The sequence below is a fragment of the Sphingobium abikonense NBRC 16140 genome, assembly GCF_001598335.1.
Taxonomy (GTDB): domain Bacteria; phylum Pseudomonadota; class Alphaproteobacteria; order Sphingomonadales; family Sphingomonadaceae; genus Sphingobium; species Sphingobium abikonense.
Map to the genome: position 1 here is coordinate 148,240 of NZ_BCYT01000004.1, position 24,984 is coordinate 173,223.

Annotated in this window: 22 protein-coding genes; 12 read left to right on the forward strand and 10 right to left on the reverse strand. The window is 62.9% G+C overall.

Annotated features, from left to right (window positions below; all coding sequences use genetic code 11):
- The 8 genes from truB (at position 1) to ligA (ending at position 10,386) form a co-directional block, all read left to right on the forward strand.
- The gene (gene truB, locus SAB01S_RS06305; protein ID WP_062732240.1) at positions 1-924 is read left to right on the forward strand and encodes a tRNA pseudouridine(55) synthase TruB; all 924 of its coding nucleotides are present in this window, start codon (positions 1-3) and stop codon (positions 922-924) included.
- Positions 925-941: 17 nt separating this feature from the next.
- The gene (gene rpsO, locus SAB01S_RS06310) at positions 942-1,211 is read left to right on the forward strand and encodes a 30S ribosomal protein S15 (RefSeq protein WP_009822385.1); all 270 of its coding nucleotides are present in this window, start codon (positions 942-944) and stop codon (positions 1,209-1,211) included.
- A 213-nt stretch (positions 1,212-1,424) separates the two neighbouring features.
- Positions 1,425-3,740 carry a polyribonucleotide nucleotidyltransferase gene (gene pnp, locus SAB01S_RS06315; RefSeq protein WP_062732366.1) on the forward strand — a complete coding sequence of 772 codons (2,316 nt, stop codon included), beginning with the start codon at positions 1,425-1,427 and terminating at the stop codon, positions 3,738-3,740.
- 149 nt (positions 3,741-3,889) lie between these two features.
- Entirely contained in the window at positions 3,890-4,909 is a 1,020-nt protein-coding gene (locus SAB01S_RS06320) for a sensor histidine kinase (protein ID WP_062732241.1), read from the forward strand.
- A 58-nt stretch (positions 4,910-4,967) separates the two neighbouring features.
- Positions 4,968-5,756, forward strand: a complete 789-nt coding sequence (locus SAB01S_RS06325) for an outer membrane protein assembly factor BamD (protein ID WP_021226942.1) — start codon at positions 4,968-4,970, stop codon at positions 5,754-5,756.
- Between the two features lie 51 nt (positions 5,757-5,807).
- Positions 5,808-7,472 (forward strand): DNA repair protein RecN, encoded by a 1,665-nt coding sequence (gene recN / locus SAB01S_RS06330; RefSeq protein ID WP_062732242.1) that lies wholly within the window; start codon positions 5,808-5,810, stop codon positions 7,470-7,472.
- Between the two features lie 44 nt (positions 7,473-7,516).
- Positions 7,517-8,221, forward strand: a complete 705-nt coding sequence (locus SAB01S_RS06335; protein WP_062732243.1) for a DUF4396 domain-containing protein — start codon at positions 7,517-7,519, stop codon at positions 8,219-8,221.
- A 53-nt stretch (positions 8,222-8,274) separates the two neighbouring features.
- Positions 8,275-10,386 (forward strand): NAD-dependent DNA ligase LigA, encoded by a 2,112-nt coding sequence (ligA, locus tag SAB01S_RS06340; RefSeq protein ID WP_062732244.1) that lies wholly within the window; start codon positions 8,275-8,277, stop codon positions 10,384-10,386.
- Positions 10,387-10,501: 115 nt separating this feature from the next.
- Here the strand turns inward: ligA and SAB01S_RS06345 are convergent, their stop codons facing one another.
- From SAB01S_RS06345 to SAB01S_RS06375, 7 genes are all read right to left on the reverse strand, one after another.
- On the reverse strand, positions 10,502-11,293 hold the full coding sequence (locus tag SAB01S_RS06345; RefSeq protein ID WP_062732245.1) for a phosphoadenylyl-sulfate reductase: 792 nt from the start codon (positions 11,291-11,293) through the stop codon (positions 10,502-10,504).
- Entirely contained in the window at positions 11,286-11,726 is a 441-nt protein-coding gene (locus SAB01S_RS06350; protein ID WP_062732246.1) for a DUF934 domain-containing protein, read from the reverse strand. The genes SAB01S_RS06345 and SAB01S_RS06350 overlap by 8 nt, the downstream gene beginning before the upstream one ends.
- The gene (locus tag SAB01S_RS06355) at positions 11,719-13,350 is read right to left on the reverse strand and encodes a nitrite/sulfite reductase (RefSeq protein ID WP_062732247.1); all 1,632 of its coding nucleotides are present in this window, start codon (positions 13,348-13,350) and stop codon (positions 11,719-11,721) included. The genes SAB01S_RS06350 and SAB01S_RS06355 overlap by 8 nt, the downstream gene beginning before the upstream one ends.
- A gap of 3 nt (positions 13,351-13,353) precedes the next feature.
- A complete protein-coding gene (locus SAB01S_RS06360; protein ID WP_062732248.1) occupies positions 13,354-13,650 on the reverse strand; it encodes a DUF2849 domain-containing protein in 297 nt (98 codons plus the stop codon).
- On the reverse strand, positions 13,647-14,453 hold the full coding sequence (cobA, locus tag SAB01S_RS06365) for a uroporphyrinogen-III C-methyltransferase (protein ID WP_062732367.1): 807 nt from the start codon (positions 14,451-14,453) through the stop codon (positions 13,647-13,649). The genes SAB01S_RS06360 and cobA overlap by 4 nt, the downstream gene beginning before the upstream one ends.
- Positions 14,454-14,541: 88 nt before the next feature.
- Positions 14,542-15,975: a succinylglutamate-semialdehyde dehydrogenase gene (astD, locus tag SAB01S_RS06370; RefSeq protein ID WP_062732249.1), complete on the reverse strand. Its 1,434-nt coding sequence runs from the start codon at positions 15,973-15,975 to the stop codon at positions 14,542-14,544.
- A 66-nt stretch (positions 15,976-16,041) separates the two neighbouring features.
- A complete protein-coding gene (locus tag SAB01S_RS06375) occupies positions 16,042-17,421 on the reverse strand; it encodes a protein adenylyltransferase SelO (protein ID WP_062732250.1) in 1,380 nt (459 codons plus the stop codon).
- 37 nt (positions 17,422-17,458) lie between these two features.
- Here SAB01S_RS06375 and SAB01S_RS06380 point away from each other — a divergent pair, with 37 nt between their 5' ends.
- The 4 genes from SAB01S_RS06380 to SAB01S_RS06395 all read left to right on the forward strand — a co-directional run bounded on the left by SAB01S_RS06380 (position 17,459) and on the right by SAB01S_RS06395 (position 21,194).
- Entirely contained in the window at positions 17,459-18,334 is an 876-nt protein-coding gene (locus tag SAB01S_RS06380) for an alpha/beta fold hydrolase (protein ID WP_062732368.1), read from the forward strand.
- On the forward strand, positions 18,327-19,460 hold the full coding sequence (locus tag SAB01S_RS06385; RefSeq protein ID WP_062732251.1) for a glycosyltransferase family 4 protein: 1,134 nt from the start codon (positions 18,327-18,329) through the stop codon (positions 19,458-19,460). The genes SAB01S_RS06380 and SAB01S_RS06385 overlap by 8 nt, the downstream gene beginning before the upstream one ends.
- An 88-nt stretch (positions 19,461-19,548) precedes the next feature.
- Positions 19,549-20,952: an NAD(P)H-dependent flavin oxidoreductase gene (locus tag SAB01S_RS06390; RefSeq protein ID WP_031298484.1), complete on the forward strand. Its 1,404-nt coding sequence runs from the start codon at positions 19,549-19,551 to the stop codon at positions 20,950-20,952.
- 5 nt (positions 20,953-20,957) lie between these two features.
- Positions 20,958-21,194: a DUF2093 domain-containing protein gene (locus tag SAB01S_RS06395; RefSeq protein WP_062732252.1), complete on the forward strand. Its 237-nt coding sequence runs from the start codon at positions 20,958-20,960 to the stop codon at positions 21,192-21,194.
- Between the two features lie 349 nt (positions 21,195-21,543).
- On the opposite strand, the gene purU is transcribed toward SAB01S_RS06395, so the two are convergent.
- The 3 genes from purU to SAB01S_RS06410 all read right to left on the reverse strand — a co-directional run bounded on the left by purU (position 21,544) and on the right by SAB01S_RS06410 (position 24,902).
- Positions 21,544-22,383, reverse strand: a complete 840-nt coding sequence (purU, locus tag SAB01S_RS06400) for a formyltetrahydrofolate deformylase (RefSeq protein WP_062732253.1) — start codon at positions 22,381-22,383, stop codon at positions 21,544-21,546.
- A gap of 72 nt (positions 22,384-22,455) precedes the next feature.
- Positions 22,456-23,856 (reverse strand): succinylglutamate-semialdehyde dehydrogenase, encoded by a 1,401-nt coding sequence (gene astD, locus SAB01S_RS06405; protein ID WP_062732254.1) that lies wholly within the window; start codon positions 23,854-23,856, stop codon positions 22,456-22,458.
- Between the two features lie 5 nt (positions 23,857-23,861).
- A complete protein-coding gene (locus SAB01S_RS06410) occupies positions 23,862-24,902 on the reverse strand; it encodes a 2-oxoadipate dioxygenase/decarboxylase family protein (protein ID WP_062732255.1) in 1,041 nt (346 codons plus the stop codon).
- Positions 24,903-24,984: the final 82 nt, after the last annotated feature.

The following is a 24,984-nucleotide window of genomic DNA, read 5'->3' on the forward strand; positions in this document are numbered from 1 at the left end:
ATGCACGGCTGGATCATTCTCGACAAACCCCATGGCCTTGGCTCGACCCAGGCGGTCAGCGCGGTCAAGCGCGTCCTGCGCCAAAGTGGGGCGGGCAAGTGGAAGGTCGGCCATGGCGGTACGCTCGATCCGCTGGCGACAGGCGTTCTGCCGATCGCGATTGGCGAAGCGACCAAGCTTGCCGGGCGCATGCTCGACAGCGACAAGATCTACGATTTCACTGTCGCTTTCGGCGTCCAGACCGATACGCTCGACCTGGAAGGGAAGGTGATTGCGAAGAGCGACCATCGCCCGACATGGTCGGAGGTGGAGGCGATCCTGCCCCGTTTCACCGGCCCGATCGAACAGATCCCGCCCGCCTACAGCGCCATCCTGATCGACGGCCAGCGCGCTTATGATCTCGCCCGCAAAGGGGAGGCGGTGGAGATGAAGACGCGAAGTGTCACTATATATTCTCTCCGCGCCTCCGCGCCTCCGCGCGGAAAAAACGGGTTCGCGCCGAGATGCGGAGGCGCGGAGTATCTGGACAAATTCACGTTTCGCGCCCATGTTTCCAAAGGTACTTATATCCGTTCTCTCGCCCGCGATATCGCGCTGGCGCTCGGCACGGTCGGCCATGTCACCATGCTGCGCCGGGTAAAGGCCGGGCCGTTCACGCTGGATTCGGCAATTTCGCTGGACATTTTGAATGACGCTGCTACGGGGCACGGCATCGGCCAGTATATGCTGCCGTTGACGGCGGGGCTGGACGACATCCCGGCCCTTTCCGTCAGTCCCGATGAAGCATTGGCTCTCCGTCAGGGGAAGATGCTGATCGGGAAACCGCACACCGGTCTCCTGCTGGCCATGCTGGGCGAAACGCCCATCGCGCTGGTGGAGTCCAGTGGCCCGGACATCCGGGTGGTGCGCGGCTTCAATCTCTAGATACGAAAGGAAGCCCGATGTCGATCACTGCAGAGCGCAAGGAAGCGCTGATCAAGGAACATGCCCGCGCCGAAGGCGACACCGGTTCGCCCGAAGTCCAGGTTGCGATCCTGTCGGAACGCATTTCGAACCTGACCGAGCATTTCAAGGGTCATCACAAGGATAACCACAGCCGTCGCGGCCTGCTGATGCTGGTCAACAAGCGTCGTTCGCTGCTGGATTATCTCAAGAAGAAGGATGAAGGCCGCTACAGCGACCTCATCGCAAAGCTGGGCCTGCGCAAGTAAGTCTGCTATACAAAGGAACGGCCCCCCGCGGGGCCGTTTCCGATTCCGGGATTTCGCCCCTTCCTGTGGCAGGGGCATGCAAGAGGGAGATCGCGCAATCCGGTGCGATCCCCGAACACGGAGCCACACGATGCTCCGACACCGCAGCGGGCCGGTTAGCCCGCAGATGAGGCCCCGCCGGGCAATAGGGCCATGGCGGGCGAAGGAAAAAGCATGTTTGATGTAAAGAAAGTTTCGATCGAGCTGGCAGGCAAGACCCTGACTCTCGAAACCGGTCGCATTGCGCGTCAGGCCGATGCCGCCGTGCTGGCGACCTATGGTGAGACGGTGGTGCTGTGCGCCGTGACCGCCGCCAAGTCGGTGAAGGACGGGCAGGACTTCTTCCCGCTCACCGTCCATTATCAGGAAAAATATTCCGCTGCCGGCCGCATCCCCGGCGGCTTTTTCAAGCGCGAACGCGGCGCGACGGAAAAGGAAACGCTGGTTTCCCGCCTGATCGACCGCCCGATCCGCCCGCTCTTCCCCGAAGGTTTCTACAACGAAATCAACGTCATTGCCCAGGTGCTGAGCTTTGACGGCGAAAGCGAGCCCGACATCGTCGCGATGATCGCCGCCTCGGCTGCGCTGACGCTGTCGGGCGTGCCCTTCATGGGGCCGATCGGTGCCGCGCGCGTCGGCTACAAGGATGGCGAATATCAGCTGAACCCGTCGCTGGAAGAGGTGAAGGAAGGCGAACTCGACCTGGTCGTCGCCGCCACCGGCAACGCAGTGATGATGGTCGAATCCGAAGCCAAGGAATTGTCGGAAGACGTCATGCTGGGCGCTGTCATGTTTGCGCATGACGCGTCCAAGAAGGTCGTCAACGCGATCATCGACCTTGCCGAGCAGGCAGCCAAGGACCCGTGGGAAATGGCCGCGCAGGATGATCTTGGCGGTCTCAAGAAGAAGCTGACCAAGCTCATTGGCAAGGATATTGCCGCTGCTTACAAGCTGACCGACAAGTCGGCGCGCTCCAATGCGCTCAACGAAGCGCGCGCCAAGGCGAAGGCCTTCTTCGCTGAGGAAGAACTGGACGCCCAGACTGTCATGGCCGGCATCAAGCTGACCAAGAAACTGGAAGCCGAAATCGTGCGTACCGCCATCCTCAAGGACGGGCAGCGCATCGACGGCCGCACCACGACGCAGATCCGTCCGATCGAGGCGATGGTCGGCTTCCTGCCGCGCACCCATGGTTCGGCGCTGTTTACCCGCGGCGAAACGCAGGCGATCTGCACCACCACGCTCGGCACCAAGGACGCCGAGCAGATGATCGACGGCCTCACCGGGCTGCACTATGAAAACTTCATGCTGCACTATAACTTCCCGCCCTATTCGGTCGGTGAAGTCGGCCGCTTCGGCGCGCCGGGTCGTCGCGAAGTGGGGCATGGCAAGCTCGCTTGGCGCGCGCTGCACCCCGTGCTGCCCAGCAAGGACGAGTTCCCCTACACGATCCGCGTTCTCTCCGACATCACCGAGTCCAACGGCTCATCCTCGATGGCGACCGTCTGCGGCGGTTCGCTCTCAATGATGGACGCGGGCGTTCCCTTGAAGCGTCCGGTGTCGGGTATTGCCATGGGCCTGATCTTGGAAGGCAAGGACTACGCGGTCATCAGCGACATCCTGGGCGACGAGGATCATCTGGGCGACATGGACTTCAAGGTCGCCGGCACGGAAAACGGCATCACCACCATGCAGATGGACATCAAGGTCGCCGGCATCACGCAGGAGATCTTTGAAGTCGCGCTGCGTCAGGCGAAGGAAGGCCGCGCCCATATCCTGGGTGAAATGAGCAAGGCGCTGTCCTCGACCCGCACCGAATTGTCGGCGCACGCGCCCCGCATCGAGACGATCCAGATCGACAAGTCGAAGATCCGCGACGTCATCGGCACGGGCGGCAAGGTCATCCGTGAGATCGTTGCGGAAACCGGTGCGAAGGTCGACATCGACGACGAAGGCATCATCAAGATCAGCTCGTCCGACACGGCCCAGATCGAAGCCGCCAAGAAGTGGATTCTCGGCATCGTCGAGGAAGCCGAAGTCGGCAAAATCTACACAGGCAAGGTCGTCAACATCGTCGATTTTGGCGCGTTCGTGAACTTCATGGGTGGCAAGGACGGTCTCGTCCACGTGTCCGAAATGAAGAATGAGCGCGTGGAAAAGCCCACCGACGTCGTGTCGGAAGGCCAGGAAGTGAAGGTCAAGGTTCTCGAAATCGACCCGCGTGGCAAGGTTCGCCTGTCGATGCGCGTCGTCGATCAGGAAACCGGCGAGGAACTGGAAGACACCCGTCCCGCCCGTGAGCCGCGCGAGCCGCGTGGTGACCGGGGCGAGGGCCGTGGTGATCGCAACCGTCGCGATCGCGGTGGTGACCGTGGTGGTCGCGGCGACCGTGGCCCGCGCCGGGATCGTGGACCCCGCGGCGAAGGCGGCGGCAAGGGCGATGATGACGGCTCCAGCGCCGGCCTGCCCGACTTCCTGACCCAGGACTGATAGGCTGTCCCTGAAAAGGGACGCTTTGCAACTGAAGAAGGCGTCCGGTTTCGGACGCCTTTTTTGGTGAAGGAAGCGATTGACTGATCTCAATCAATGCGCTTCCGTAAGGATTCGATATTGTGCCGACAAGCCAAACGGGGATCATCATGCAGCGGAGCAACGAGCGCTTTGTCGAACGCCTGCCGCTTGTCCTCGATCGACCGGTATATGCCTATCTGCTGACCTTCCTCTTCTGCGCGGCGGGGCTAATGCTGCGTTTTGCGGCGGAACCCTTGCTGCCGCAGGGCTATCCGTTCGTAACCTTCTTCCCGGCTGTCATCCTGTCCTCCTTCCTGTTCGGTGTTCGGCCGGGAATTTTCGGGGCCACGATCGGGGGTTTTGCCTCCTGGTATTTCTTCATCAATCCGATCCACAGTTTTACCCTGAATCCGGCGGTGGCGACGGCCATGCTATTCTATATCGGCGTCGTCACGGTGGACATCATCCTCATCCATTTCATGCAACGCGCCAATTTCAACCTTGCGGTGGAGCGCGAACGCAGCCGCGCGCTGGCGGAAAATCGCGAGTTGCTGTTTCGCGAGTTGCAACATCGCGTGTCCAATAATCTTCAGGTGGTCGCGGCGATGCTGTCGCTCCAGCGGCGGCATGTCGATCATGACGTGGCGCGGCGTGCGTTGGACGATGCCTCGGCCCGGCTGGCCTTGATCGGTAGGATCAGTCGCGCCCTCTATGATCCGTCGGGGCGCGGGCAGGACATGAACGCCTTTCTTCATACCCTGACCGCTGACATTCTGGACGCATCGGGCCGCAGCGATGTCAATGTTCAGGTGTCTGCGCCGGAAGCCTTGGTCCTGGCATCGGATGTCACGGTGCCCCTGGCTTTGGTCGTGGCGGAATCGGTCAGCAATGCGATCGAACATGGTCTGCCTGACCGGCCCGGCATTATCCATGTGACGTTGGAGAGCGCAGATGGCGAACTCACGCTACGCATCATGGACAATGGCAAGGGCGTTCCGCAAGATTTCGACGCGATTGCGGGGCAGTCATTGGGTCTGCGCATCGCCAATGCCTTGGCGACGCAGCTTGGCGGCCGCTTCGCGCTACAGCCCGCCGCAACGGGCGGCACCATCGCGCGCTTGGACCTGCCACTGGCTGCGACCTGTTGAAGAGGGCGCACCATTCTGGCGCTTGGCGGCGGCGCGTCGCTCGGCTATGACCCGCCGCATGCTGACGAAAACCCTGACGCGCATCGGCGCGGCCACCGCTCTGGTCCTGATCGCCTCGCCCGTCCTGACCGGCTGTTCGACATCGAAGAACAAGGCGGACACGCTCTATGTCGCCCGCGACGTGTCGACATTATATAATAGCGGCAAGGATCGTCTTGATCGCGGCCAGTATAAGCTGGCGGCTGCGCTGTTCGATGAGGTGGAGCGTCAGCATCCCTATTCACCCTGGGCGCGCCGCGCGCAGCTTATGTCGGCGTTCAGCTACTATATGAACCGCGATTATGCCGAATCCATTTCGGCGGCGCAGCGCTTCCTGTCGATTCACACCGGCAACAAGGATGCGCCTTACGCTTATTATCTGATCGCCATCTGCTATTATGAGCAGATCGCCGACGTCACCCGCGATCAGAAGATCACGCAGCAGGCGCTTGATTCGCTCGGCGAACTGATCCGTCGCTATCCCCAGACCCGTTATGCCGCCGATGCGCGATTGAAGGTCGATCTGGTCAACGACCATCTGGCCGGCAAGGAAATGGAGGTTGGTCGTTTCTATCAGCGGCGCGGCCAGTGGCTTGCCGCCACGCTGCGGTTCCGCACGGTCATCGACAAATATCAGACCACGACCCATACGCCCGAAGCACTGGAGCGCCTGGTCGAATCCTATCTGTCGCTGGGCATCCCGACCGAAGCGCAAAAGGCCGCCGCCGTGCTCGGCCGCAATTATCCGGGCACCAAATGGTATGAGCGCAGCTACAAGCTGATGCAGGAACATGGCGGCGCGGCCTGAGCTGCCGCTTTCCCTGTTCCCCTTTTGTGCATTGACGGGTAGGACCACGTCATGCTGACAAGCCTAGCGATCCGCAACGTCGTGCTGATCGAGGCGCTGGACTTGGAGTTTGGCGCTGGCCTTTCCGTGCTGACCGGCGAAACCGGCGCGGGCAAGTCGATCCTGCTCGACTCGCTCGGCCTGGCCCTTGGCGCGCGCGCCGATAGCGGGCTTGTCCGTGCGGGCGAGCATCAGGCAAGCGTCATCGCGGCCTTCAACCCGCCCGCGCCCGATCATCCGGCCGCCGCTCTATTAGCGGAAAACGGCATCGATATGGAGCCGGGCGAACCGCTGCTCATTCGCCGCATGGTGAAGGCCGACGGCGGCAGCCGGGCGTTCATCAATGACCAGCCCTGCTCGGCCGCTCTGTTGCGTGACCTGGGTGCGTCGCTGGTGGAAATTCATGGCCAGCATGATGACCGGGGCCTGCTCAATCCGCGCGGTCATCGCGCCATGCTCGACACCTATGGCCGATGCGACGCCGCCGCCGTGGCGAAAGCGCATGCTGACTGGCGCGCCGCTGCCAATGCATTGAGCCAGGCGTGCGAAACGGTGGACTCCGCCGCGCGGGATCGGGATTATCTGACCCACGCGGTGGAGGAGCTGCGCGCCTTCGCGCCGCAACCCGGTGAAGAAGCGACCCTGGCCGAAGAACGCGCCGCCATGCAGAGGGGCGCGCGCCTGACCGACGATCTGGCGACGATTAATGAATGCCTGACGGGGTCGGACGGCGGCCTTGCCTTATTGCGGCAGGCTGCGCGTCGGCTGGATCGGATCGCGGGGGAAGAGCCGCTGCTCGCCGCCGTGCTGGAATCCCTCGATCGTGCGGTTGTCGAGGCGGGGGAGGCGGAGGATCGGCTTGCGGAAGCCGCCGAGGCATTGAGTTTTGATCCGGCCCGTCTCGATGCCATCGAAACCCGCCTGTTCGATCTGCGCGGCCTTGCCCGCAAGCATCAGGTGCAACCTGACGATCTCGCCGCGCTGCGCGATGACATGGCGGAAAAGCTTGCGGCGATTGAGGTCGGCGAGGAGCATATCGCGGCACTGGAAAAGGCTGTTGTCGCCAAAGCGGACGCCTATCGGTCCGCCGCGCAGGCGCTGTCTGCGGAGCGTCAGTTGGCGGCAGGGCGCCTCGACGCAGCAGTCGTAGGGGAATTGGCGCCGCTCAAGCTCGATGCCGCGCGTTTCCGCACCGTCGTCGCTCCGTTGGACGAAGGGCAATGGAGCGCCCAGGGCATGGACCGCGTCGAGTTTGAAATCTCCACGAACCCCGGCGCGCCCTTTGCTCCATTGGCCAAGATCGCATCGGGCGGCGAACTCTCCCGCTTCATCCTGGCACTCAAGGTCGCGCTAGCCGAGCGGGGCGGGGCGGATACGCTGATCTTCGACGAAATCGACCGGGGCGTGGGCGGCGCGGTGGCCGATGCAATTGGCGAGCGGCTTTCCCGGCTTGCGCAAAGCAACCAGATTCTCGTCGTCACCCACAGCCCGCAGGTCGCGGCGCGCGGCGCGGGTCATATGCTCATCGCCAAGTCGAGCAACGGCACCGTCACCCGCACCGGCGTCCACGCGCTGGACGACACCGAACGCCGCGAGGAAATCGCCCGGATGCTCTCCGGCGCCGAAATCACCGCGGAAGCGCGGGCGCAGGCCGAGCGGTTGCTGGAGCGGGCCTAGATCATTTCCATGGAAACAGTTGGGTTCGTCGCCGTTGACACATCATGGCGCCAGCGCACTTTCCAGATTGGCTGCATGGGCTTTCCATTGCTTCGTTAACCCTTGCAATTATGTGCGCGGTGGCCATCCTGGCTGATATCATGCGGCGGCCGCAGAAAATGGCCATCATGAATTGGGTGTGGCCGCTGACAGCGCTGTTCGGCAGCGTGATCTGGCTTTGCTTCTACCTGAAGGCGGCTCGGCGGGCGGGTGATGCGGAACGCGATACGCCTATGGCGGTGGCTGTGGCCAAGGGAGCAAGCCATTGCGGGGCAGGGTGTACGCTGGGCGACATCATCGCTGAATGGGTTGCCTTCGTTTTTCCCGGTGTTGCTCTATGGTTTGGCTGGCGGACGCTTTTCGCTGAAAAGCTCTTTGCCGTCTGGATATTCGATTATCTCCTGGCCTTTCTGATCGGCGTGCTATTTCAATATTGCACGATCAAGCCGATGCGGGACCTGTCCGTTGGCACAGCCATAGTACAAGCGGTGAAGGCGGACGCAGCCTCGATCACCAGTTGGCAGGTCGGCATGTATGGTGTCATGGCCGCGGGACAATTCCTGTGGTTCCGGCACGCTTATGGTGGGTTAGCCCCAGTCGCGAGCCCGGAATTCTGGTTTCTCATGCAACTCTCCATGCTCGCTGGATTTTGCACAGCCTATCCCGTCAATTGGTGGCTTGTCCGAACGGGCATCAAGGAGAAGATGTAGGGCCGCGCCGCCGCGTGCTTCCGTGTGCGCCCGACTAACGCTAAGGCAGCCCGATGAACGACCCCGCGACCCTTGCCGAAGCTGAAGCCGCCAACCGCCTGATGCGCCTCGCCAAGGAGGTCGCGCGGCATAACCGGCTCTATCATGATCTGGACGCGCCGGAGATTAGCGATGCGGACTATGATGCGCTGATCCGCGAGAACAACGCGCTCGAAGCTGCCTTCCCGCACCTGATCCGCGCGGATTCGCCTAACGCGCAGATCGGTGCGGCCGCGACGTCGACATTGAAGAAGGTGCCACACGCCGTCCGCATGATGAGCCTCGACAACGGGTTTTCGGACGAGGATATTGCTGACTTCGTCGCGCGTGTTCGCCGCTTTCTGGCGCTGTCAGACGATGCGCCGGTGGCGGTCACTGCCGAGCCGAAGATCGACGGCCTGTCCTGCTCGCTGCGCTATGAGAAGGGCGAACTAGTGCTGGCCGCCACGCGCGGGGACGGGACAACTGGCGAGGACGTCACCGCCAATGTCCGCACCATCGGCGATATTCCCGAGCGACTGGCCGGTACCGACATTCCCGACCTGTTCGAGATTCGCGGGGAGGTCTATATGGCCAAGGGTGATTTCGTGGCCTTGAACGAGCGCCTCATCGCCGACGCCGAAGACCCCGAAAAGGCGCGCCAGTTCGCCAACCCCCGCAACGCCGCCGCAGGTTCGCTGCGCCAGAAGGACGCGGCCGTGACCGCCGCCCGCCCGCTGCGCTTCCTCGCCCATGGATGGGGGGCGCACAGCGCGCTGCCCGCCGACACGCAACTTGGCGTCATGCAGGCGATCGCGGGCTGGGGCGTGCCGGTGTCGGATATGCTGGTTTGCGTCGACACGCTCGACGCCATACTCGCCCATTATCGAGACATCGAACGCCGCCGCGCCGACCTGCCGTTCGACATTGACGGCGTGGTCTACAAGGTCGACCGCCTCGACTGGCAGCAACGGCTGGGTTTCGTCGCGAAAGCGCCACGCTGGGCGATCGCGCATAAATTCCCGGCCGAACGTGCGCAGACCACGCTTGAGGCGATAGACATCCAGGTCGGCCGCACCGGCAAGCTTACGCCGGTAGGGCGTCTCACACCCGTCACCGTTGGCGGAGTCGTCGTCTCCAACGTCACGCTGCACAATGCCGACGAGATTGCCCGTCTTGGTGTCCGCCCCGGCGACCGCATCATCGTCCAGCGCGCCGGCGACGTCATTCCACAGGTGGTGGAGAATCTGACGCGGGACGAGGATCGCCCGCCCTTCGTCTATCCCGATCATTGCCCCGTCTGCGGATCGGAAGCGGTGCGCGAGGAGGGGGAGGTCGACATCCGCTGCACCGGCGGCCTTATCTGCCCGGCGCAGCGTTTCGAGCGCCTCCGCCACTTCGTCAGCCGCGGGGCGCTCGACATTGAGGGGCTGGGCGAAAAGACGATCCAGGAATTTCTCGATCTCGGCTGGATTGCCGAACCGGCGGATATTTTCCGCCTCAAGGACCATCGCGCGGAGTTGCTCGGTCGTGAAGGCTGGAAAGAGAAATCGGTCGACAATCTCCTCGCCGCGATCGAGGCCAAGCGCCAGCCCGATAGTGCCCGCCTGCTCTTTGGCCTGGGCATTCGTCATGTCGGCGCGGTGACGGCGCGCGACCTGATGAAGCGTTATACGACCCTCCCGGCGATCCGCGCGCTGGCGCAGGACATCATCACCTTGCGCGATCAGGACCATGAGACGCAGGCGAAAAGGGACAAGGCGATTGCCGAACATATCGGCGTCGAAAATGTCGGCGCGGCCGTCGGTCATGCGCTCGCGGATTTCTTCCACGAACCGCATAATGTCGCGGCATGGGACGACCTGCTCTCGGAAGTATCGCCCACCGACTATATCGTCGAAACCACCGCCAGCGCCGTCACCGGCAAGACGGTGGTGTTCACCGGCAAGCTGGAGACGATGAGCCGAGACGAGGCCAAGGCGCAGGCCGAGCGGTTGGGCGCAAAGGCGGCCGGATCGGTCAGCGCCAAGACCGACTTGGTAGTGGCCGGGCCGGGAGCAGGGGCCAAGCTTAAACAGGCGACGGCGCTTGGTATCGAAGTCATTACCGAAGAGGCATGGGCGGACATCGTCAAGGCGGCGGGATAGGGCGCCTTCGTCGCAGCGAGACGCATCGACGCAAATCTGGATTTAAGCCGGCAGACGCGCGGAAGAAAAAGGCCGCCAATGGCGACCTTTTCCTGCGGTGCATCGAACTGCCGCCTTAGAAGACCGGCATGTTTGCCGGATCGTCCGGATCGGCCACGGGCGCCGGGATCGGCGATACCGGCGAATGGATGCCGCATTCCACCTTGTCCCAGCCGCGCCAGCGCCCCGCGCGCGGGTCTTCGCCCGGCAGCACCTTGGACGTGCAGGGTTCGCAACCGATCGATAGATAGCCCTGCGCCTCCAGCGGGTGTCGGGGCAGGTTGCGCTCGGCAAAATAGGCTTCCAGGTCGGTCTTGCTCCAGTCGCCCAGCGGATTGATCTTCAATCGGCCATCCTCGACCTCGAACCGGGGCAGGTTCTGGCGAGTGACGGACTGAAAGGCCTTGCGGCCGGAAATCCACGCGTCGAGACCATCCTTGGCGCGCTTCATCGGCTCGACCTTGCGAATGTCGCAGCAGCCGTCGGGATCATAGGACCAGCGCAGGCCGGTCTCATCCTTGGCGGCGATGACCTCGGGCAGCGGCGCGACGGTTCGGCTGTCGGTAAAGCCCAGCCGCTTGATGAGGGTGTCGCGATAGTTCAGCGTTTCCGCGAACATCTTGAGCGTATCGACGAAGATCACCGGCACGGTCCGGTCCGCCCTGGCTACCAGATCGAGCAGAACAGCGCTTTCCGTCCCGAAGGAGGAGACGACCGCGACATGGCCGGCAAGACCTTCGGCAAACACCATTTTCAGCATCGACAGCGTATCGACACCTTCAAACCGTGTATTGAGCGCGTCGGCATCGGCCTGCGTGAAGGCAGGGCGCGCGTCGATAATGTCGATATGACGAGCAGGTTCAGCCATCTAGATTCTCCGGATGCCGCTTTGCCCAGATGGGCGCACGGCCATCGACCGATTTCTGGTACGCGTTGGCGTAACGGGTGAGCGCGCGTTCGACCGCTGCGTCATCCAGCGCTTTGGCGGGGTGAAAACTGTCAAAGCCGCAGCGGCGCATGGCGACGATCTGATCGACCAGCACATCGCCTACCGCACGCAGTTCCCCCCCATAGCCTGCTTCGCGCAGGATGCGCGCGGCGGAATAGCCGCGCCCATCGCCAAAAGCGGGGAAGTTCACTTCCACCAGCGAAAGCCTGCCGAGATGCGGCAGCAATTCGCGCGCATCCTCGCTTGCCTCGATCCGCACCGCGGTGGAGTTGGACTGGCCGGTGAAGGCTTCGACCGTCACGGTCGGTTCCTGCGTGGCGTCATCCTCACGGAAGGACAGGAATTCAACCATAGATCGCCTCCTTGAAGGGCTTCATGCCGATGCGGCGATAGGTATCGAGGAAGCGTTCGCCTTGCGTCCGCTCTGCCAGATAAATGTCCGTCACCTTCTCGATCGCATCGACGACGCCATCTTCGGAAAAACCCGGCCCGGTAATCTGCCCCAGTGATGCATCGCCGGCACCCGAACCGCCCAGAAGCAGCTGGAAATTCTCCACGCCCTTCCGGTCGACGCCCAATATACCGATATGCCCCGCATGATGATGGCCACAGGCGTTGATGCAGCCCGAAATCTTGAGCTTCAATTCGCCCAGTTCCGCCTGCCGCTCGGCATTGGCGAACCGCTGCGCGATTTTCTGTGCTAGCGGGATCGACCGGGCATTGGCGAGCGCGCAATAATCCAGGCCGGGGCAGGCGATGATATCAGTGATGAGGTCGAGATTGGCCTCGGCAAGGCCCGCCTCGTCCAGCTTCTGCCAGATGGCGTACAGGTCCGCTTTCTTCACATGCGGCAAGACTAGGTTCTGCGCATGGGTGACGCGGATTTCATCCAGGCTATACTGGTCAGCCAGCGACGCGACCAATTCGATTTGCTCGGCCGACGCGTCGCCCGGAATACCGGTCAACGGCTTCAGACTGATATTGACGATGGCATAGCTAGGCGCCTTGTGCGCCGCCACTTGCCGGTCGACCCACAGGGCGAAGGCCGGATCGCTGCGATCGATGTCTTCGCTCAGGTCGCTTTCATAGGCTGGCGGAGCGAAGAAGGCGCGGATGCGATCCAGTTCTTCGACCGGGGGATTGAGGCCGAGCGTGCGCATATGCGCAAACTCTTCCTCCACCTGCCGCTTATATTCCTCGACGCCCAGTTCATGGACCAGGATCTTGATCCGCGCCTTATATTTGTTGTCGCGGCGGCCATAGCGATTGTAGACGCGCAGGCAGGCCTCCAGATAGGAGACGATCTCGTCTTCCGAAACAAAATCGCGGATCAGCGGCGCGACCATGGGCGTGCGGCCCATGCCGCCGCCGGCATAGACTTCCGCGCCGATGCGCCCGTCGCGCTCGACCAGCTTCAGCCCGATGTCATGCAGTCGCATGGCCGCTCGGTCCTCGTCCGACGCGATCACCGCGATCTTGAACTTGCGCGGCAGATAGGTGAATTCAGGATGGAAGCTCGACCATTGGCGCAGCAATTCGGCCCAGGGGCGGGGGTCCGTCACTTCGTCCGGCGACACGCCGGCATATTGGTCCGAAGAAATATTGCGGATGCAATTGCCGCTGGTCTGGATGGCGTGCATTTCGACGCTCGCCAATTCGGCGAGGATGTCGGGCGCATCCGCCAGCTTGATCCAGTTATATTGCAGATTCTGGCGCGTGGTGAAATGGCCATAGCCTCGGTCATACTTCGCCGCGATCTCGCCCAGCTTGCGCATCTGCCTGGCCGACAGCGTGCCATAGGGGATGGCAACCCGCAGCATATAGGCGTGGAGTTGCAGATAGAGGCCGTTCATCAGGCGCAGCGGCTTGAACTGGTCCTCGGTCAGGGCGCCAGACAGCCGGCGCTGCACCTGATCGCGAAATTCCTCCACCCGCGCGTCCACCATGGACTGGTCATAGCTGTCATAACGATACATGGTTCAAATCACCCAATTGCCGGTATCGGCGTCGTTAGGTTTCAGGGTCAGGTCAGGCCGCACCGTCGGGCCAAGCGCGCGAATGCGATCCTTGATATGCGCGGGGCGCACCCCGTCTTCGGTCACGGTCGCGTCGATCACATAAGCGCCCACGACGCGCAGGGCCGCCTCCTCCGTCCGGGCAAGGTCGTCACCGGACTGGCCGACATCGACGCTGTCGCCAACCTGCCGCGACCAGCCATCGCCCGCCCACCAGATGACGTCGCCGCTGACCAGATCATTACCCGTCAATATCTTCATTCTACCCTTTTCCCGCCGGTGGTCCGACCCTGTTCTATAACCGTCAGTGCTTGGGCGCGGTTCAGCATGTCCTGCGCCAGCGCATGCGCCGCCACGTCGCCGACCACGATCAGCGCCGGGCTGACAACCTTTTCCCGCTCCACCATGTCGCCCAGGTCGGCCAATAAAGTCCGCAATGTCCGCATTTCGGGGCGGGTGCCATTTTCCAGCACGGCCACGGGCAGGGCAGGCGAAACGCCGTCCGCCATCAACTTTTCGGCAATGTCTGCAGCCGTCGCTACGCCCATATAGATGACAAGCGTGCGCCCGGTTCCCGCCAGTCCCGACCAGTCCTGGTCCGACAGGCCCTTGCACTGCCCGGCGACAAAGGTGACGGCGCTCGACGCGGCGCGATGGGTAAGGGGAAGCTGCGCCTGCGCCGCGCTGCCAATGGCTGCGCTGATGCCTGGGACGACTTCGACCGGAACGCCCGCTGTACGGCAGGCATCGACTTCCTCGCCGCCTCGACCGAAGATGAAGGGATCGCCTCCCTTCAACCGCACTACCCTGCGTCCTTCACGCGCCAGTTCGACGAGCAAGGCGTTGATCGCATCTTGTGGCATGGAATGGCGGCTGCGTTGCTTGGCGACCGAAATATAGTCGGCATCCGGCGACGCCAGCGCCAATATGGCGTCCGACACCAACCCGTCATGCACGATGACATCGGCCTCGCCGATCAGGCGCGCGGCCTTGATCGTCAGCAGGTCCGGATCGCCCGGACCCGCGCCGACCAGAAAGACGGTAGCGGGAATATTGTCATCCATGTCATTGCAGATGGCCAATGCCCCGCCGCACTTCAATTCAGAATGGATATGCAGGGGATTAGGAAATGTTTTTGCGCCAGCGACCGCGTCAGTCGCCCATCGCGCTGACGTCTATGTCCTTAAGGCCCACGCCGATCGAGGCGCGGGGCTTTTCCAGTTCCGCCGACACGACGGGGTAGGCGCAATAATCCGCGGCATAATAGGCGCCTGGCCGATGGTTGCCGGAAATGCCGACACCCCCGAACGGCGCGTTGGACGCAGCGCCATTTGTCGGGCGATTCCAGTGGATCAACCCCGCGCGAACATTGGACCAGAATTGATTATATTGGTCCGGCGATCCGCCGACCAGTGACGCGGCCAGTCCATAGCGGCTGTTGTTCGCCTCGGCGATCGCCTCGCCGAAATCCGCCACGCGAATGACCTGCAACAAGGGGCCGAACAGTTCGACGTCAGGCCGTTCCTTCATGTTCGTCACATCGATGATCGCGGGGCTGAGGAAGGGGAGGCCGGGCCGGGTGCGCACCATATGCTTGATCGGGCGACCGCCATTGCTCATCAGCCACAAGAAGCTTTCGGTCAGCCCGTCCGCGACCTGATTGTCGATGACCGGTCCCATATAGGGCGTGGGGGTCGCATGGGGATGATCAACGATCAGCCGATCGGCCAGTTTCTTGACTTCGGCGATCAGCGTGTCGGCAATGCCGTCGCGCACGATCAGGCGACTGGCGGCCGTACATCGTTGCCCGCTCGTCAGGAAGGCGGACTGCACGACAATGGCGGCAGCAGCCGGGATTTCTGGCGTGTCCCACACCAATATGGGGTTGTTGCCGCCCATTTCGAGAGCCAGGATCTTGGCAGGTTGCGCGGCAAATTGCCGGTTGATGGCGATCCCGGTCTGTGCCGATCCGGTGAATAATATTCCGCCGACATCGCCATGGGCTGTCAGCGCCTTCCCAATGTCGGCGCCGCCTTGCAGCAACCGCATCGCGCCGGCGGGAATTCCCGCTTCGTGCAGCAATCGCACCAGCATCTCGCCCACGGCCGGGGTCCGCTCGGAAGGTTTGAATACAACGGCATTGCCCGCGAGCAGCGCGGGGATGATATGCGCGGCTGGCAGATGTGCGGGGGCGTTGTAAGGCCCCAATACCGCCATCACGCCATGAGGCTTGTGCCGCACCGACTGGCGGGCGCCCATATTGGCTTCCAGCCGGCGTTGCCCCGTGCGGTCCGAATAGGCCGCAACGCTGATGTCGACCTTGCCCATCAGGGCTGCGACTTCGTCCCGGGCATCCCAGAGCGGCTTGCCGGTTTCGCGCGCGATCAGGTCCGCCAGCGCATCTTCTTCCCGCCGCACGACATTGACGAAGCGACGCAGCGTTTCGATGCGATAGGCGATGGGTTGCGCCGCCCATCGGGGCCAGGCCGCGCGCGCCGCAGCGACTTCCGCTTCGACATCGCCCGTCTGTCCTTGCCAGAGCAGGACGCCTGTGGCGGGTTCATGGGAGGTAAGCGACGCGACCATTTGGTGAAGGCTATGCCGGAAATTGGTTAATGAAATGAGAGGGTGACATGGTCACGCCACCGCCACTTAACCATGCGCCGCGCCCATGCGACGGATGGCGGCCACCTTATGATGCAGCGGTTCCCAGTCATCATGCTGGTCGATCGCGCTCCAGATTGCCTCAACTTCATCGATGTGCATGGAGCATGGCTGTGCATCCCGCCAATAATCATGAGTCCGCGCGTCTGGTTCCGGCTCGCACAGGGCGATGCTGTCCCGGAACGGCCCCCATGCCGCGTCGTCATAGTGGGCGGGGCGCGCCGATATGCCGCCGCGCCAATCATGGAAGAATTGGTCGATCGACGTGCCGGTTTGCGTCATCCCGCGGACGGCTGCCTCGATCATCGATCCGGACTGGGCGCTTTCCTTCACGCCAAGCCGCCAGCAGAAACGCCGCTGGACCGCAGCGCCATAGAGGTCGGGGAAACGTTCCAGTTGCGCGACAAGCGGCTCTGTCTCTGTGATCGCCCGGAGCGACACGGCCAATTGCGCCACATCCCAATGGATGGCTTCGGCCTGCCGGCCAAAGGCATATAGTCCGCCATGGTCGAAATAGGCGGCGGTAAAGGCCGGGTCCCAATATGGGGCGAAGCGCCAGGGGCCATAGTCGAAACTTTCCCCCGTGACGTTGATATTGTCGCTATTGAGCACGCCGTGGACAAAGCCCGCCACCATATAGCTCGCCGCCAGATCGGCTGTCCGTTCGACAACCCGGCCGAGCAACTGGGCGGCAGGATCGGTGCCCGGCGCTTCGTCGTAAAGATGCCGCAGCGCATAGTCGGTCAATCTTTCCAGCAGCGCCTTGTCATCCAGATATGCCGCCCGCTGGAACGTGCCGATGCGGATATGCGAATGGCTGAGGCGCACCATGACGGCGCCACGTGTCGGCGATGGCTCATCATTGCGCTCCAATGCCTCGCCCGTCTCGATGATGGACAGCGTGCGGGACGTATCCACGCCCAGCGCCTCCAACATTTCCGTGGCCAAAATCTCGCGCACGCCACCCTTCAGCGTCAGCCGTCCGTCGCCAAAGCGGCTATAGGGCGTTTGCCCCGATCCTTTGGTGCCAAGGTCAAGCAATCTGCCATATCCGTCGCGCAACTGGGCGAACAGGAAACCGCGGCCATCGCCGATGTCGGGATTATAATGGCGGAACTGATGCCCATGATAGCGCATCGCCAACGGCCTTGGCAGGCTGTCTTCCAGCGGCGCGAAGCGACCGAAATGCGCTATCCAGGCATCATCTGACAGATAATCCAATCCGACGTCCGCCGCCGCCCGGTCATTGCGGTAGCGCAGGATCGTCTGCGGAAAGTCGGCGGCGGCCACCGGATCGGCGATATCGGGCATCAACGCGTCGATTTGGGTCGCGGGACGATATTTGGCGGCTTGCGGCGTCTGGCTCATGCGGCGATATGGGGGTGTCAGGGCGGAAGGATCAAGTTTGACCGGCTATACGGATGGATATTGGTGGTCACCCGACGGGCTGCGGCTCCATTATCGGGATTATATCAGGGCCGGGGACGATGATGGTCGCCCGCCTTTGCTCTGCCTGCCCGGCCTGACGCGCAATGCGCGGGATTTTGAGCCGCTGGCCGAGCGTCTGGCCGGCCAGTGGCGGCTCATCTGCCCCGACATGCGTGGCCGTGCGGAAAGCGCCTATGCCAAGGACGCGATGAGCTATGTGCCGCTGACCTATCTTCAGGATATCAGCCGCCTGCTCGCGGACCTGGCGATTACGCGATTTGTCGCGATCGGAACGTCACTGGGCGGCCTCCTGACCATGCTGATCGCCGCCACCCATCGCGAATGGCTTGCGGGCGCGCTGCTCAATGATGTCGGCCCGGCGCTCGACCCGGCGGGGCTGGACCGCATCCGTTCCTATGTCGGCGTCGGCCAGTCCCATCCCACCTGGGTCCATGCCGCTCGCGCGCTCGCGGATTCCAACGGCGACGTTTACCCCGGCTATGGCCTGGAACAATGGATCGCCATGGCCAAGCGCCTCTATCGCCTCAACAGCGGCGGGCGCATCGTGCTGGACTATGACATGAAGATCGCCGAACCCATTCGCGCGATGGGCAGTGAGGCCGGCGTGGATATGTGGCCGGTCATGCCCGCCTTCGCCGGCATCCCCACTCTGTTGCTGCGCGGTGAGCGGTCCGATTTGCTGAGTGCGGACAATGCGCTTCGCATGGCGCGCGACATCGGCTCAAGCGCTGAACTCGTCACCGTGCCCGATGTGGGTCATGCGCCGGCGCTGGACGAACCGGACAGTGTCGCGGCGATCGACCGGCTGCTCGACCGGGTGCTGCGTGGCTGAACGACCGCACATCCTCCATGTCCATGGCAGTTTTTCCCTGGGCGGCAAGGAAGCGCGCGCCACGCGATTGATGAACATCTGGGGCGCCAAGGCGCGCCACAGCATCATGAGCGCCGATCCATCCGCCATGGGGGCGCGCGACGCGATCGATCCAGGAATCGATGTCACCTATCCCGATGGCCCATCCTTCGCAGGCAAGCCGGGCCTTGCCCGCTATCGCGAGATTCGCGCCTTCCTCAAAGGCTTTGATCTTGTCCTCACCTATAATTGGGGGGCGATGGATGCGGGGATGGCGCATCGGCTTGGCGGCGGCACGGCCAAGGGGCTGCCGCCGCTCATCCACCACGAAGATGGCTTCAACGCGGACGAGGCAGAAGGGCTGAAGACCAAGCGCAACCTGTTCCGCCGCATCGCGCTACAGCGTGCTTATGGCCTGGTGGTGCCGTCCGTGGTGCTGGAGGGCATTGCCCGCACGGTGTGGCGCCAGCCTGCCGACAGGCTGCACCTCATCCGCAACGGCATAGACGTGGCGCGCTACACGGCCCCGCCCATGACGGATGCGATCCCCGGTCTGGTGCGAACGCCCGGAAAACTGCTGGTCGGCACGCTTGCCGGATTGCGGGCGGTAAAGAATATCCCCCGCCTTGTCCGCGCGGTCGCCGCGCATAAGGACCGGCTGCAACTGGTGGTCGTGGGCGAAGGGCCGGAACGAGCGGCGATCCTTGCCGAAGCAGAGGCACATGGGCTGCAAGACATGCACATGGCCGGCTTTCTGGACCGCCCGTGGCGCTTTGTCGGCTTGTTCGACATGTTCGCCTTGTCGTCGGACAGCGAGCAATTTCCGATTTCGCTGGTGGAGGCAATGGCCGCTGGCCTGCCTGCCGCTTCGATGGATGTGGGCGACGTCGCCAACATGGTCGCGCCGGAAAATCGCCCCTTCGTCGTAGGCGACGAGCAAGCTCTTTCCCACGCCCTGGGGCAACTGGCTGCGGATGCCGGCTTGCGTGGCCGTCTGGGCGCCGCCAATCAGGCGCGCGCCGCCCGCGATTTCGCCGAGGAAACCATGGTAAATGCTTATGCGTCTCTCTACGGCGAAGCTCTGGCCAGCCCCATGATTTTGCGCTAGGGCGCGCGAAATTCGTCATGGGCAGCCGATGCTGCTATAAGGTCGCTTTTACCCGGTCATGAACCGGGCGCATGTGCAGGAGATGTCGTTGTTCAAGGGGTTGAAGCCCATCGTCTATGGCGGCCGCGAAGTCTGGCCGCTGGTCGAAGGCGGCAAGGGTGTTGCCGTGTCCAACCACGCCAGTTCGGGCGCATGGGCGGCCGCCGGCGGCATCGGAACAGTGTCAGCGGTCAACGCCGACAGCTATGACAGTTTCGGCAACATCATCCCCCAAATCTACCATGGCCGCACCCGGCGCGACCGGCATGAGGAATTGATCGCCTATGCGATCGACGGCGCGGTCGAGCAGGTGAAGCGCGCGTTCGAGATTGCAGGCGGTAAGGGCGCAATCAATATCAACGTCCTGTGGGAAATGGGCGGAGCGCAGCGCGTGCTGCATGGCGTGCTGGAAAAGACGCGCGGCATGGTCGCGGGTGTCACCTGCGGCGCGGGCATGCCCTATAAGCTGTCCGAAATCGCGGCCTCCTATGGCGTATCCTACCTCCCCATCGTGTCGTCGGGTCGCGCCTTCCGCGCGCTGTGGAAGCGCGCTTATTCCAAGGCGTCGGAATGGCTGGCGGCGGTGGTTTATGAAGACCCGTGGCTGGCGGGTGGCCATAATGGCCTGTCGAACGCTGAAGATCCCCGCGCGCCGCAGGATCCCTATCCTCGCGTCAAGGCGCTGCGCGACACCATGCGCGAAGGCGGCATTTCGGACGACGTGCCCATCGTCATGGCCGGGGGCGTCTGGGCGCTCAAGGACTGGAACGACTGGATCGACAATCCTGAACTCGGCTCCATCATGTTCCAGTTCGGCACGCGGCCGTTGCTGACGCAGGAAAGTCCCATTCCCCAAGAATGGAAGGACCGGTTGTTGCAACTGGAGCCGGGCGACGTTCTGCTCCACAAATTTTCGCCGACCGGCTTCTACAGCTCGGCCATCCGCAACCCTTTCCTCCGCTCGCTCGAAGCACGGTCCGAACGGCAGATACCGTTCAGCACCGAACAGGCTGGCGATCACACGCATCAGCTTGATGTCGGCGTGAAGGGCAAGAATTTCTGGGTGACACTGGGCGATCTCCAGCGGGCGCGCCAATGGTTCGGCGCCGGCTTCACGTCCGCGCTCAAGACGCCCGACAATACGCTGGTGTTCGTGACGGAAGAAGAAAAGGCGGAAATTCGCAAGGATCAGACCGACTGTATGGGTTGCCTCAGCCAGTGCGCCTTTTCCAGCTGGATGGACAGCGAAACCAACTCGACCGGTCGCTTGGCTGATCCACGCAGTTTCTGCATTCAAAAGTCGCTCCAGGAATCGGTTCATGGCGGTGATCTGGACAAGAACCTGCTGTTTGCCGGTCATGCCGCTTACAAATTTAAGCAGGACCCCTTTTATTCCAACGGCTTCGTTCCGACCGTCAAGCAGTTGGTTGACCGCATCCTGACGGGCGATTGAGTCCGATGATCGGCGACGTGCCCGGCCTGGCTGTGCTGGAATATGATGCGGCGGATTTCGCGATCGTTCGGCCGGGGCAGTTTGTGCTCTGCGCCGTTTCGGGCGAGCGAATCGATTTGCATGACCTGAAATATTGGAGCGCGCGCTGGCAGGAGGCCTATCGGGGTGCGGAAGAGGCGACCAAGGCCTATCTGAGTCACCAGGGCACCGCAGGCGAAGAAGGTGCCGTTACGGGTAGATAGCGGCCTTATGCATCACATATTTTGTGCCATTCTAGCCTGCATAGTTCGCAATTTTACGGTTTCGTTAACGGCTGCTTTGTTGTAATCTTTCCTTACAAGCGACGAAGATCGCTCTTGGGGAAAGGATGTCCGTTCATGTCTCGTGTCGACGTTTTTGGTGACCGTATCTGCATCATTTCCAGCCTGCTGATTGTCGGCTGGTTTTTGTACAGCGTAGTCAGCTGATACGCATAAGCAGATTCAGGTGACATTCTGTGGGCCTCAGACCGGCTCGTCCGAATAATCCGTTTGCGTAAATGTTCCAGCGTTAGTCGGTCAGTTACGGGCGACGACGAACCCCTGTCAGCGTCTAGCGAAAAACCACCGTCTTGCCGCCGTTGAGCAGCACGCGCCGGTCGGCGATCCAAGATACCGCCCGGGCTAGGACCTGTGCCTCGATATCGCGGCCTATGCGGATGAGGTCTTCCGGCGTCGCGCGATGATCGACCCGTTCGACCGCCTGTTCGATGATCGGCCCTTCGTCGAGATCGGCGGTAACGAAATGCGCGGTCGCGCCGATCAGCTTGACCCCCCGCTCATGCGCCCGGTGATAGGGGCGGGCGCCCTTGAAACCGGGCAGGAAGCTGTGATGGATATTGACGCAGCGCCCCGCCAGACGGTCGACCAGTTGCTCTGACAGAACCTGCATATAGCGCGCCAGGATCAGATAGTCCGATCGGCTGCGATCGAAAATGTCCAGCAACGCCGCCTCCTGCGCGGCCTTGTCGCCATTGGGCGGCAGCTCATGATAGGGGATGCCGTGCCATTCGGTGATGCGCCGCATGTCGGGATGGTTGGACACGACGCCCATGATGTCCACCGCCAGCATGCCGGCCTGCCATCGGTGCAGCAGGTCGGCGAGGCAATGGGATCCCTTCGACACGGCGATCAGCATGCGGGGGCGATGCCGGGCTTCTTCCAAAGACCAGTCCATGGCGAAGCGCGTGCCGATCATGGCAAAGTCCGCGCGCAATGCCTGGGTGTCGCGCATGCGGTCGTCCGTCGCCTCGAACGCGACGCGCATGAAAAACAGGTCGGCGTCGCGGTCGGCATATTGCTGGCTGTCGGTGATGAAACCGCCTCGTTCGGCCAGGAACTGGCTGACAGCGGCAACGATGCCGACGCGATCGGCGCAGACGAGCGTCAGCACCCAGGATGACTCGACAGCGTGTGGCAACGGCCCCTCCAACGATATGCGGATTACGCCGTTGCCCTAAGCCGTTTAGCTGTTCAACCCGTTAACCGGAACCGCGCTGACGCCATCCGCCTCGAAACTGGCGATCGGATAGGCGCAATAGTCGGCGGCATAATAGGCGCTGGGGCGGTGGTTGCCCGATGCGCCCAGGCCGCCAAAGGGCATATTGCCCGCAGCGCCAGTCGTCGGGCGGTTGCGATTGACGACGCCGGCGCGGCTTTCTTCCACCACGCGCTGCCATAGACTTTCGTCCTGAGAGATAAGGCCGGCGGAAAGCCCGAAACTGGTTGCGTTGGCGGTGGCCATCGCCGTGTCAAAATCGGGCACGCGCATGATGGAGAGGACCGGCGCGAAAATCTCCGCGTCTGGCGCGTCGACGCTGGTCATATCCAGCATGGCGGGCGTCACGAAGGCCGCGCTGCGATCGTCCACGCCCTCGAATGGCGCAATGACCCGGGCGCCACGGGCGATCAGGTCGCTGACCGCGCGATGTGCGCTGGCCGCGGCCTGATCCGACACCAGCGGACCCATGAAGGCCTCGCCCGCTTCATTCCACGCCGCAATCGGCAGTTGCGAGGCCAGGGCGGCCGTGGCCTCCACGATGGCGTCGCCGACCGCGCCTTCGGGCACGATCAGGCGGCGTGCGCAGGAGCAGCGCTGACCGGTGGTGATGAAGGCGGAATTGACGATGATCGACGCGGCCTTTTCCGGGCTGTCCCAGGCGATCAGCGGATTGTTGCCGCCCAGTTCCAGCGCCATGATGACGTGCGGTCGATCGACCAAGGCCCGCCGCAGCGCCGCGCCCGCGCCGGCCGACCCGGTAAACAGCAGGCCGTCAATATCGCCCGCCACCAGCGCTTCGCCGGTAGCGCGGCCGCCTTGCACCACGTTCAACAACCCATCTGGCAGGCCCGCCGCTGCCCAGGCGTCGGCCATGGCCGCGCCCGTCGCAGGGGTGATTTCCGATGGCTTGAACACCACGGCATTGCCCGCGATCAGCGCGGGAACGATATGCCCATTGGGCAGGTGGCCGGGGAAATTATAGGGGCCAAGCACGGCCATCACGCCATGGCCGCGATGCCGCAGGACCGCGCGGCCAAAGGGCATGTCGGCGGCGCGCTCGCCCGTCCGCTCGGCATGCGCCTTGACCGACACTTCGACCTTGGCGATCATCGACCCGACTTCGGCGTCGCTTTCCCAGAGCAGCTTGCCGGTTTCCCGCGAGATGAGCTGCGCCAGGTCCGATCGCCGATCGCCCAATATGCCGGCATAGCGCCGCACGACCGCGATCCGCTCCTCCACGGGCAGTGCCCGCCAAGCTGGCAGGGCGCTGCGGGCTGCGGCAATGGCGCGTTCGCAATCGGCAGGACGCGCCACTGGTCCTTCCCAGACAAGTTCACGCGAAGCAGGGTCGAAGGATTGCAGCATATCGGTCAACGGGTCGTCCCTTCCTGTGCGCTGTCCCGCGCGCTTGTCATGGCGAAGATGCCGGTCGCATTACCGGTGTCGAAGGCCAGATCGATCAGCCCCATTTCAGGGTCGATGTCCCGGCTGATGAACTCGAAGAAGGACCCCGAAACCTGCCGCATATCTCCGTCGGCGAAGGGGCGCATGACGCTGTCGGCACGGAAGGCCGTCTGGCGCACCCGGCCGCTTGCCGAGATTTCCAGTCGCTCCTTCATCGGCCGGTCTTCGTCCTTCAGTCGCTGGGCGAGGGCTGCGACATCGGGCACCCGGTCGGTCGCGTGGTTGAAGGCGTTACCCTCGGTCGCGATCCAGGCGGCTTCGTTGGAATGCGATAGCAGCAACCGATAATCGGCGAAGCTTGGGGGCGCATGCTGACGGTCGAAGGCGGCGACGATGGTGGGCAGCGCGGCCAGCGCGACATCAAAGGCGACAGCTTCACCAGCTGCGAAACGATCGAGGACGGCCTTGGCCGCATTGTCCAGCGGGTCGCGTGACGTGCCGAACACGCGCTGGGCGGCTTGCTCAAATTCCGGGTCGAAACGGTCGACATGAAGTTCGGAGAGGAAGAATTGCGGGATCGCATCGGGATGGTCGATGTGGCGATAGGCGCGCCCCGTCATCTTCAGCCGATCGAGCGGATAGATGGCCGCCATTTCATAGCCCAAGGGCAGGAAGATGCGGGTGAAGGCATCTTCACCGCCGGGCAGTTCACCGGTAGGCCCATTAGGAAAGCGTATGGTCCGCAATGCGCCATGGTCGAAGACGATCCGGCGACCGCCGGCCAGCGCGTCGCGGACATAGGCCTCCCCACTGGGCACGCGGGCCATCAGGTCGTGGAACAGTGCAACATTCATCGCCATCGCAAAAGCGCCGCGCGACACGTCCTTACCGCTTTCCGCCAGCAGAGCAGGGGCAATGTCCAGCATGTCGAGCGTGTGACGCCCGTCGGTTTCGCCCAGGGCGCCGATCACCAGCCGCTCTATGCTGCTCATATTCTCATTAAACATATAAATGCTCCAGCATGACAGACGGATTGTCGCAGGATATGATGCCAGGGACAAATGGTGTCCTGTCATGTGCTGATGAGTT

Excerpts from the sequence above, each read along its gene's own strand:
- astD (WP_062732249.1), bottom strand. The coding sequence starts at position 15,975 with ATGGTCGCGTCGCTTACCTCCCATGAACCCGCCACAGGCGTCCTGCTC.
- pnp (WP_062732366.1), top strand. The coding sequence starts at position 1,425 with ATGTTTGATGTAAAGAAAGTTTCGATCGAGCTGGCAGGCAAGACCCTG.
- ligA (WP_062732244.1), top strand. The coding sequence starts at position 8,275 with ATGAACGACCCCGCGACCCTTGCCGAAGCTGAAGCCGCCAACCGCCTG.
- astD (WP_062732254.1), bottom strand. The coding sequence starts at position 23,856 with ATGCTGCAATCCTTCGACCCTGCTTCGCGTGAACTTGTCTGGGAAGGA.
- SAB01S_RS06335 (WP_062732243.1), top strand. The coding sequence starts at position 7,517 with ATGGCGCCAGCGCACTTTCCAGATTGGCTGCATGGGCTTTCCATTGCT.
- SAB01S_RS06320 (WP_062732241.1), top strand. The coding sequence starts at position 3,890 with ATGCAGCGGAGCAACGAGCGCTTTGTCGAACGCCTGCCGCTTGTCCTC.
- SAB01S_RS06410 (WP_062732255.1), bottom strand. The coding sequence starts at position 24,902 with ATGTTTAATGAGAATATGAGCAGCATAGAGCGGCTGGTGATCGGCGCC.
- recN (WP_062732242.1), top strand. The coding sequence starts at position 5,808 with ATGCTGACAAGCCTAGCGATCCGCAACGTCGTGCTGATCGAGGCGCTG.
- cobA (WP_062732367.1), bottom strand. The coding sequence starts at position 14,453 with ATGGATGACAATATTCCCGCTACCGTCTTTCTGGTCGGCGCGGGTCCG.
- SAB01S_RS06395 (WP_062732252.1), top strand. The coding sequence starts at position 20,958 with ATGATCGGCGACGTGCCCGGCCTGGCTGTGCTGGAATATGATGCGGCG.
- SAB01S_RS06325 (WP_021226942.1), top strand. The coding sequence starts at position 4,968 with ATGCTGACGAAAACCCTGACGCGCATCGGCGCGGCCACCGCTCTGGTC.
- truB (WP_062732240.1), top strand. The coding sequence starts at position 1 with ATGCACGGCTGGATCATTCTCGACAAACCCCATGGCCTTGGCTCGACC.
- SAB01S_RS06355 (WP_062732247.1), bottom strand. The coding sequence starts at position 13,350 with ATGTATCGTTATGACAGCTATGACCAGTCCATGGTGGACGCGCGGGTG.
- SAB01S_RS06360 (WP_062732248.1), bottom strand. The coding sequence starts at position 13,650 with ATGAAGATATTGACGGGTAATGATCTGGTCAGCGGCGACGTCATCTGG.
- SAB01S_RS06345 (WP_062732245.1), bottom strand. The coding sequence starts at position 11,293 with ATGGCTGAACCTGCTCGTCATATCGACATTATCGACGCGCGCCCTGCC.
- rpsO (WP_009822385.1), top strand. The coding sequence starts at position 942 with ATGTCGATCACTGCAGAGCGCAAGGAAGCGCTGATCAAGGAACATGCC.
- SAB01S_RS06350 (WP_062732246.1), bottom strand. The coding sequence starts at position 11,726 with ATGGTTGAATTCCTGTCCTTCCGTGAGGATGACGCCACGCAGGAACCG.
- SAB01S_RS06375 (WP_062732250.1), bottom strand. The coding sequence starts at position 17,421 with ATGAGCCAGACGCCGCAAGCCGCCAAATATCGTCCCGCGACCCAAATC.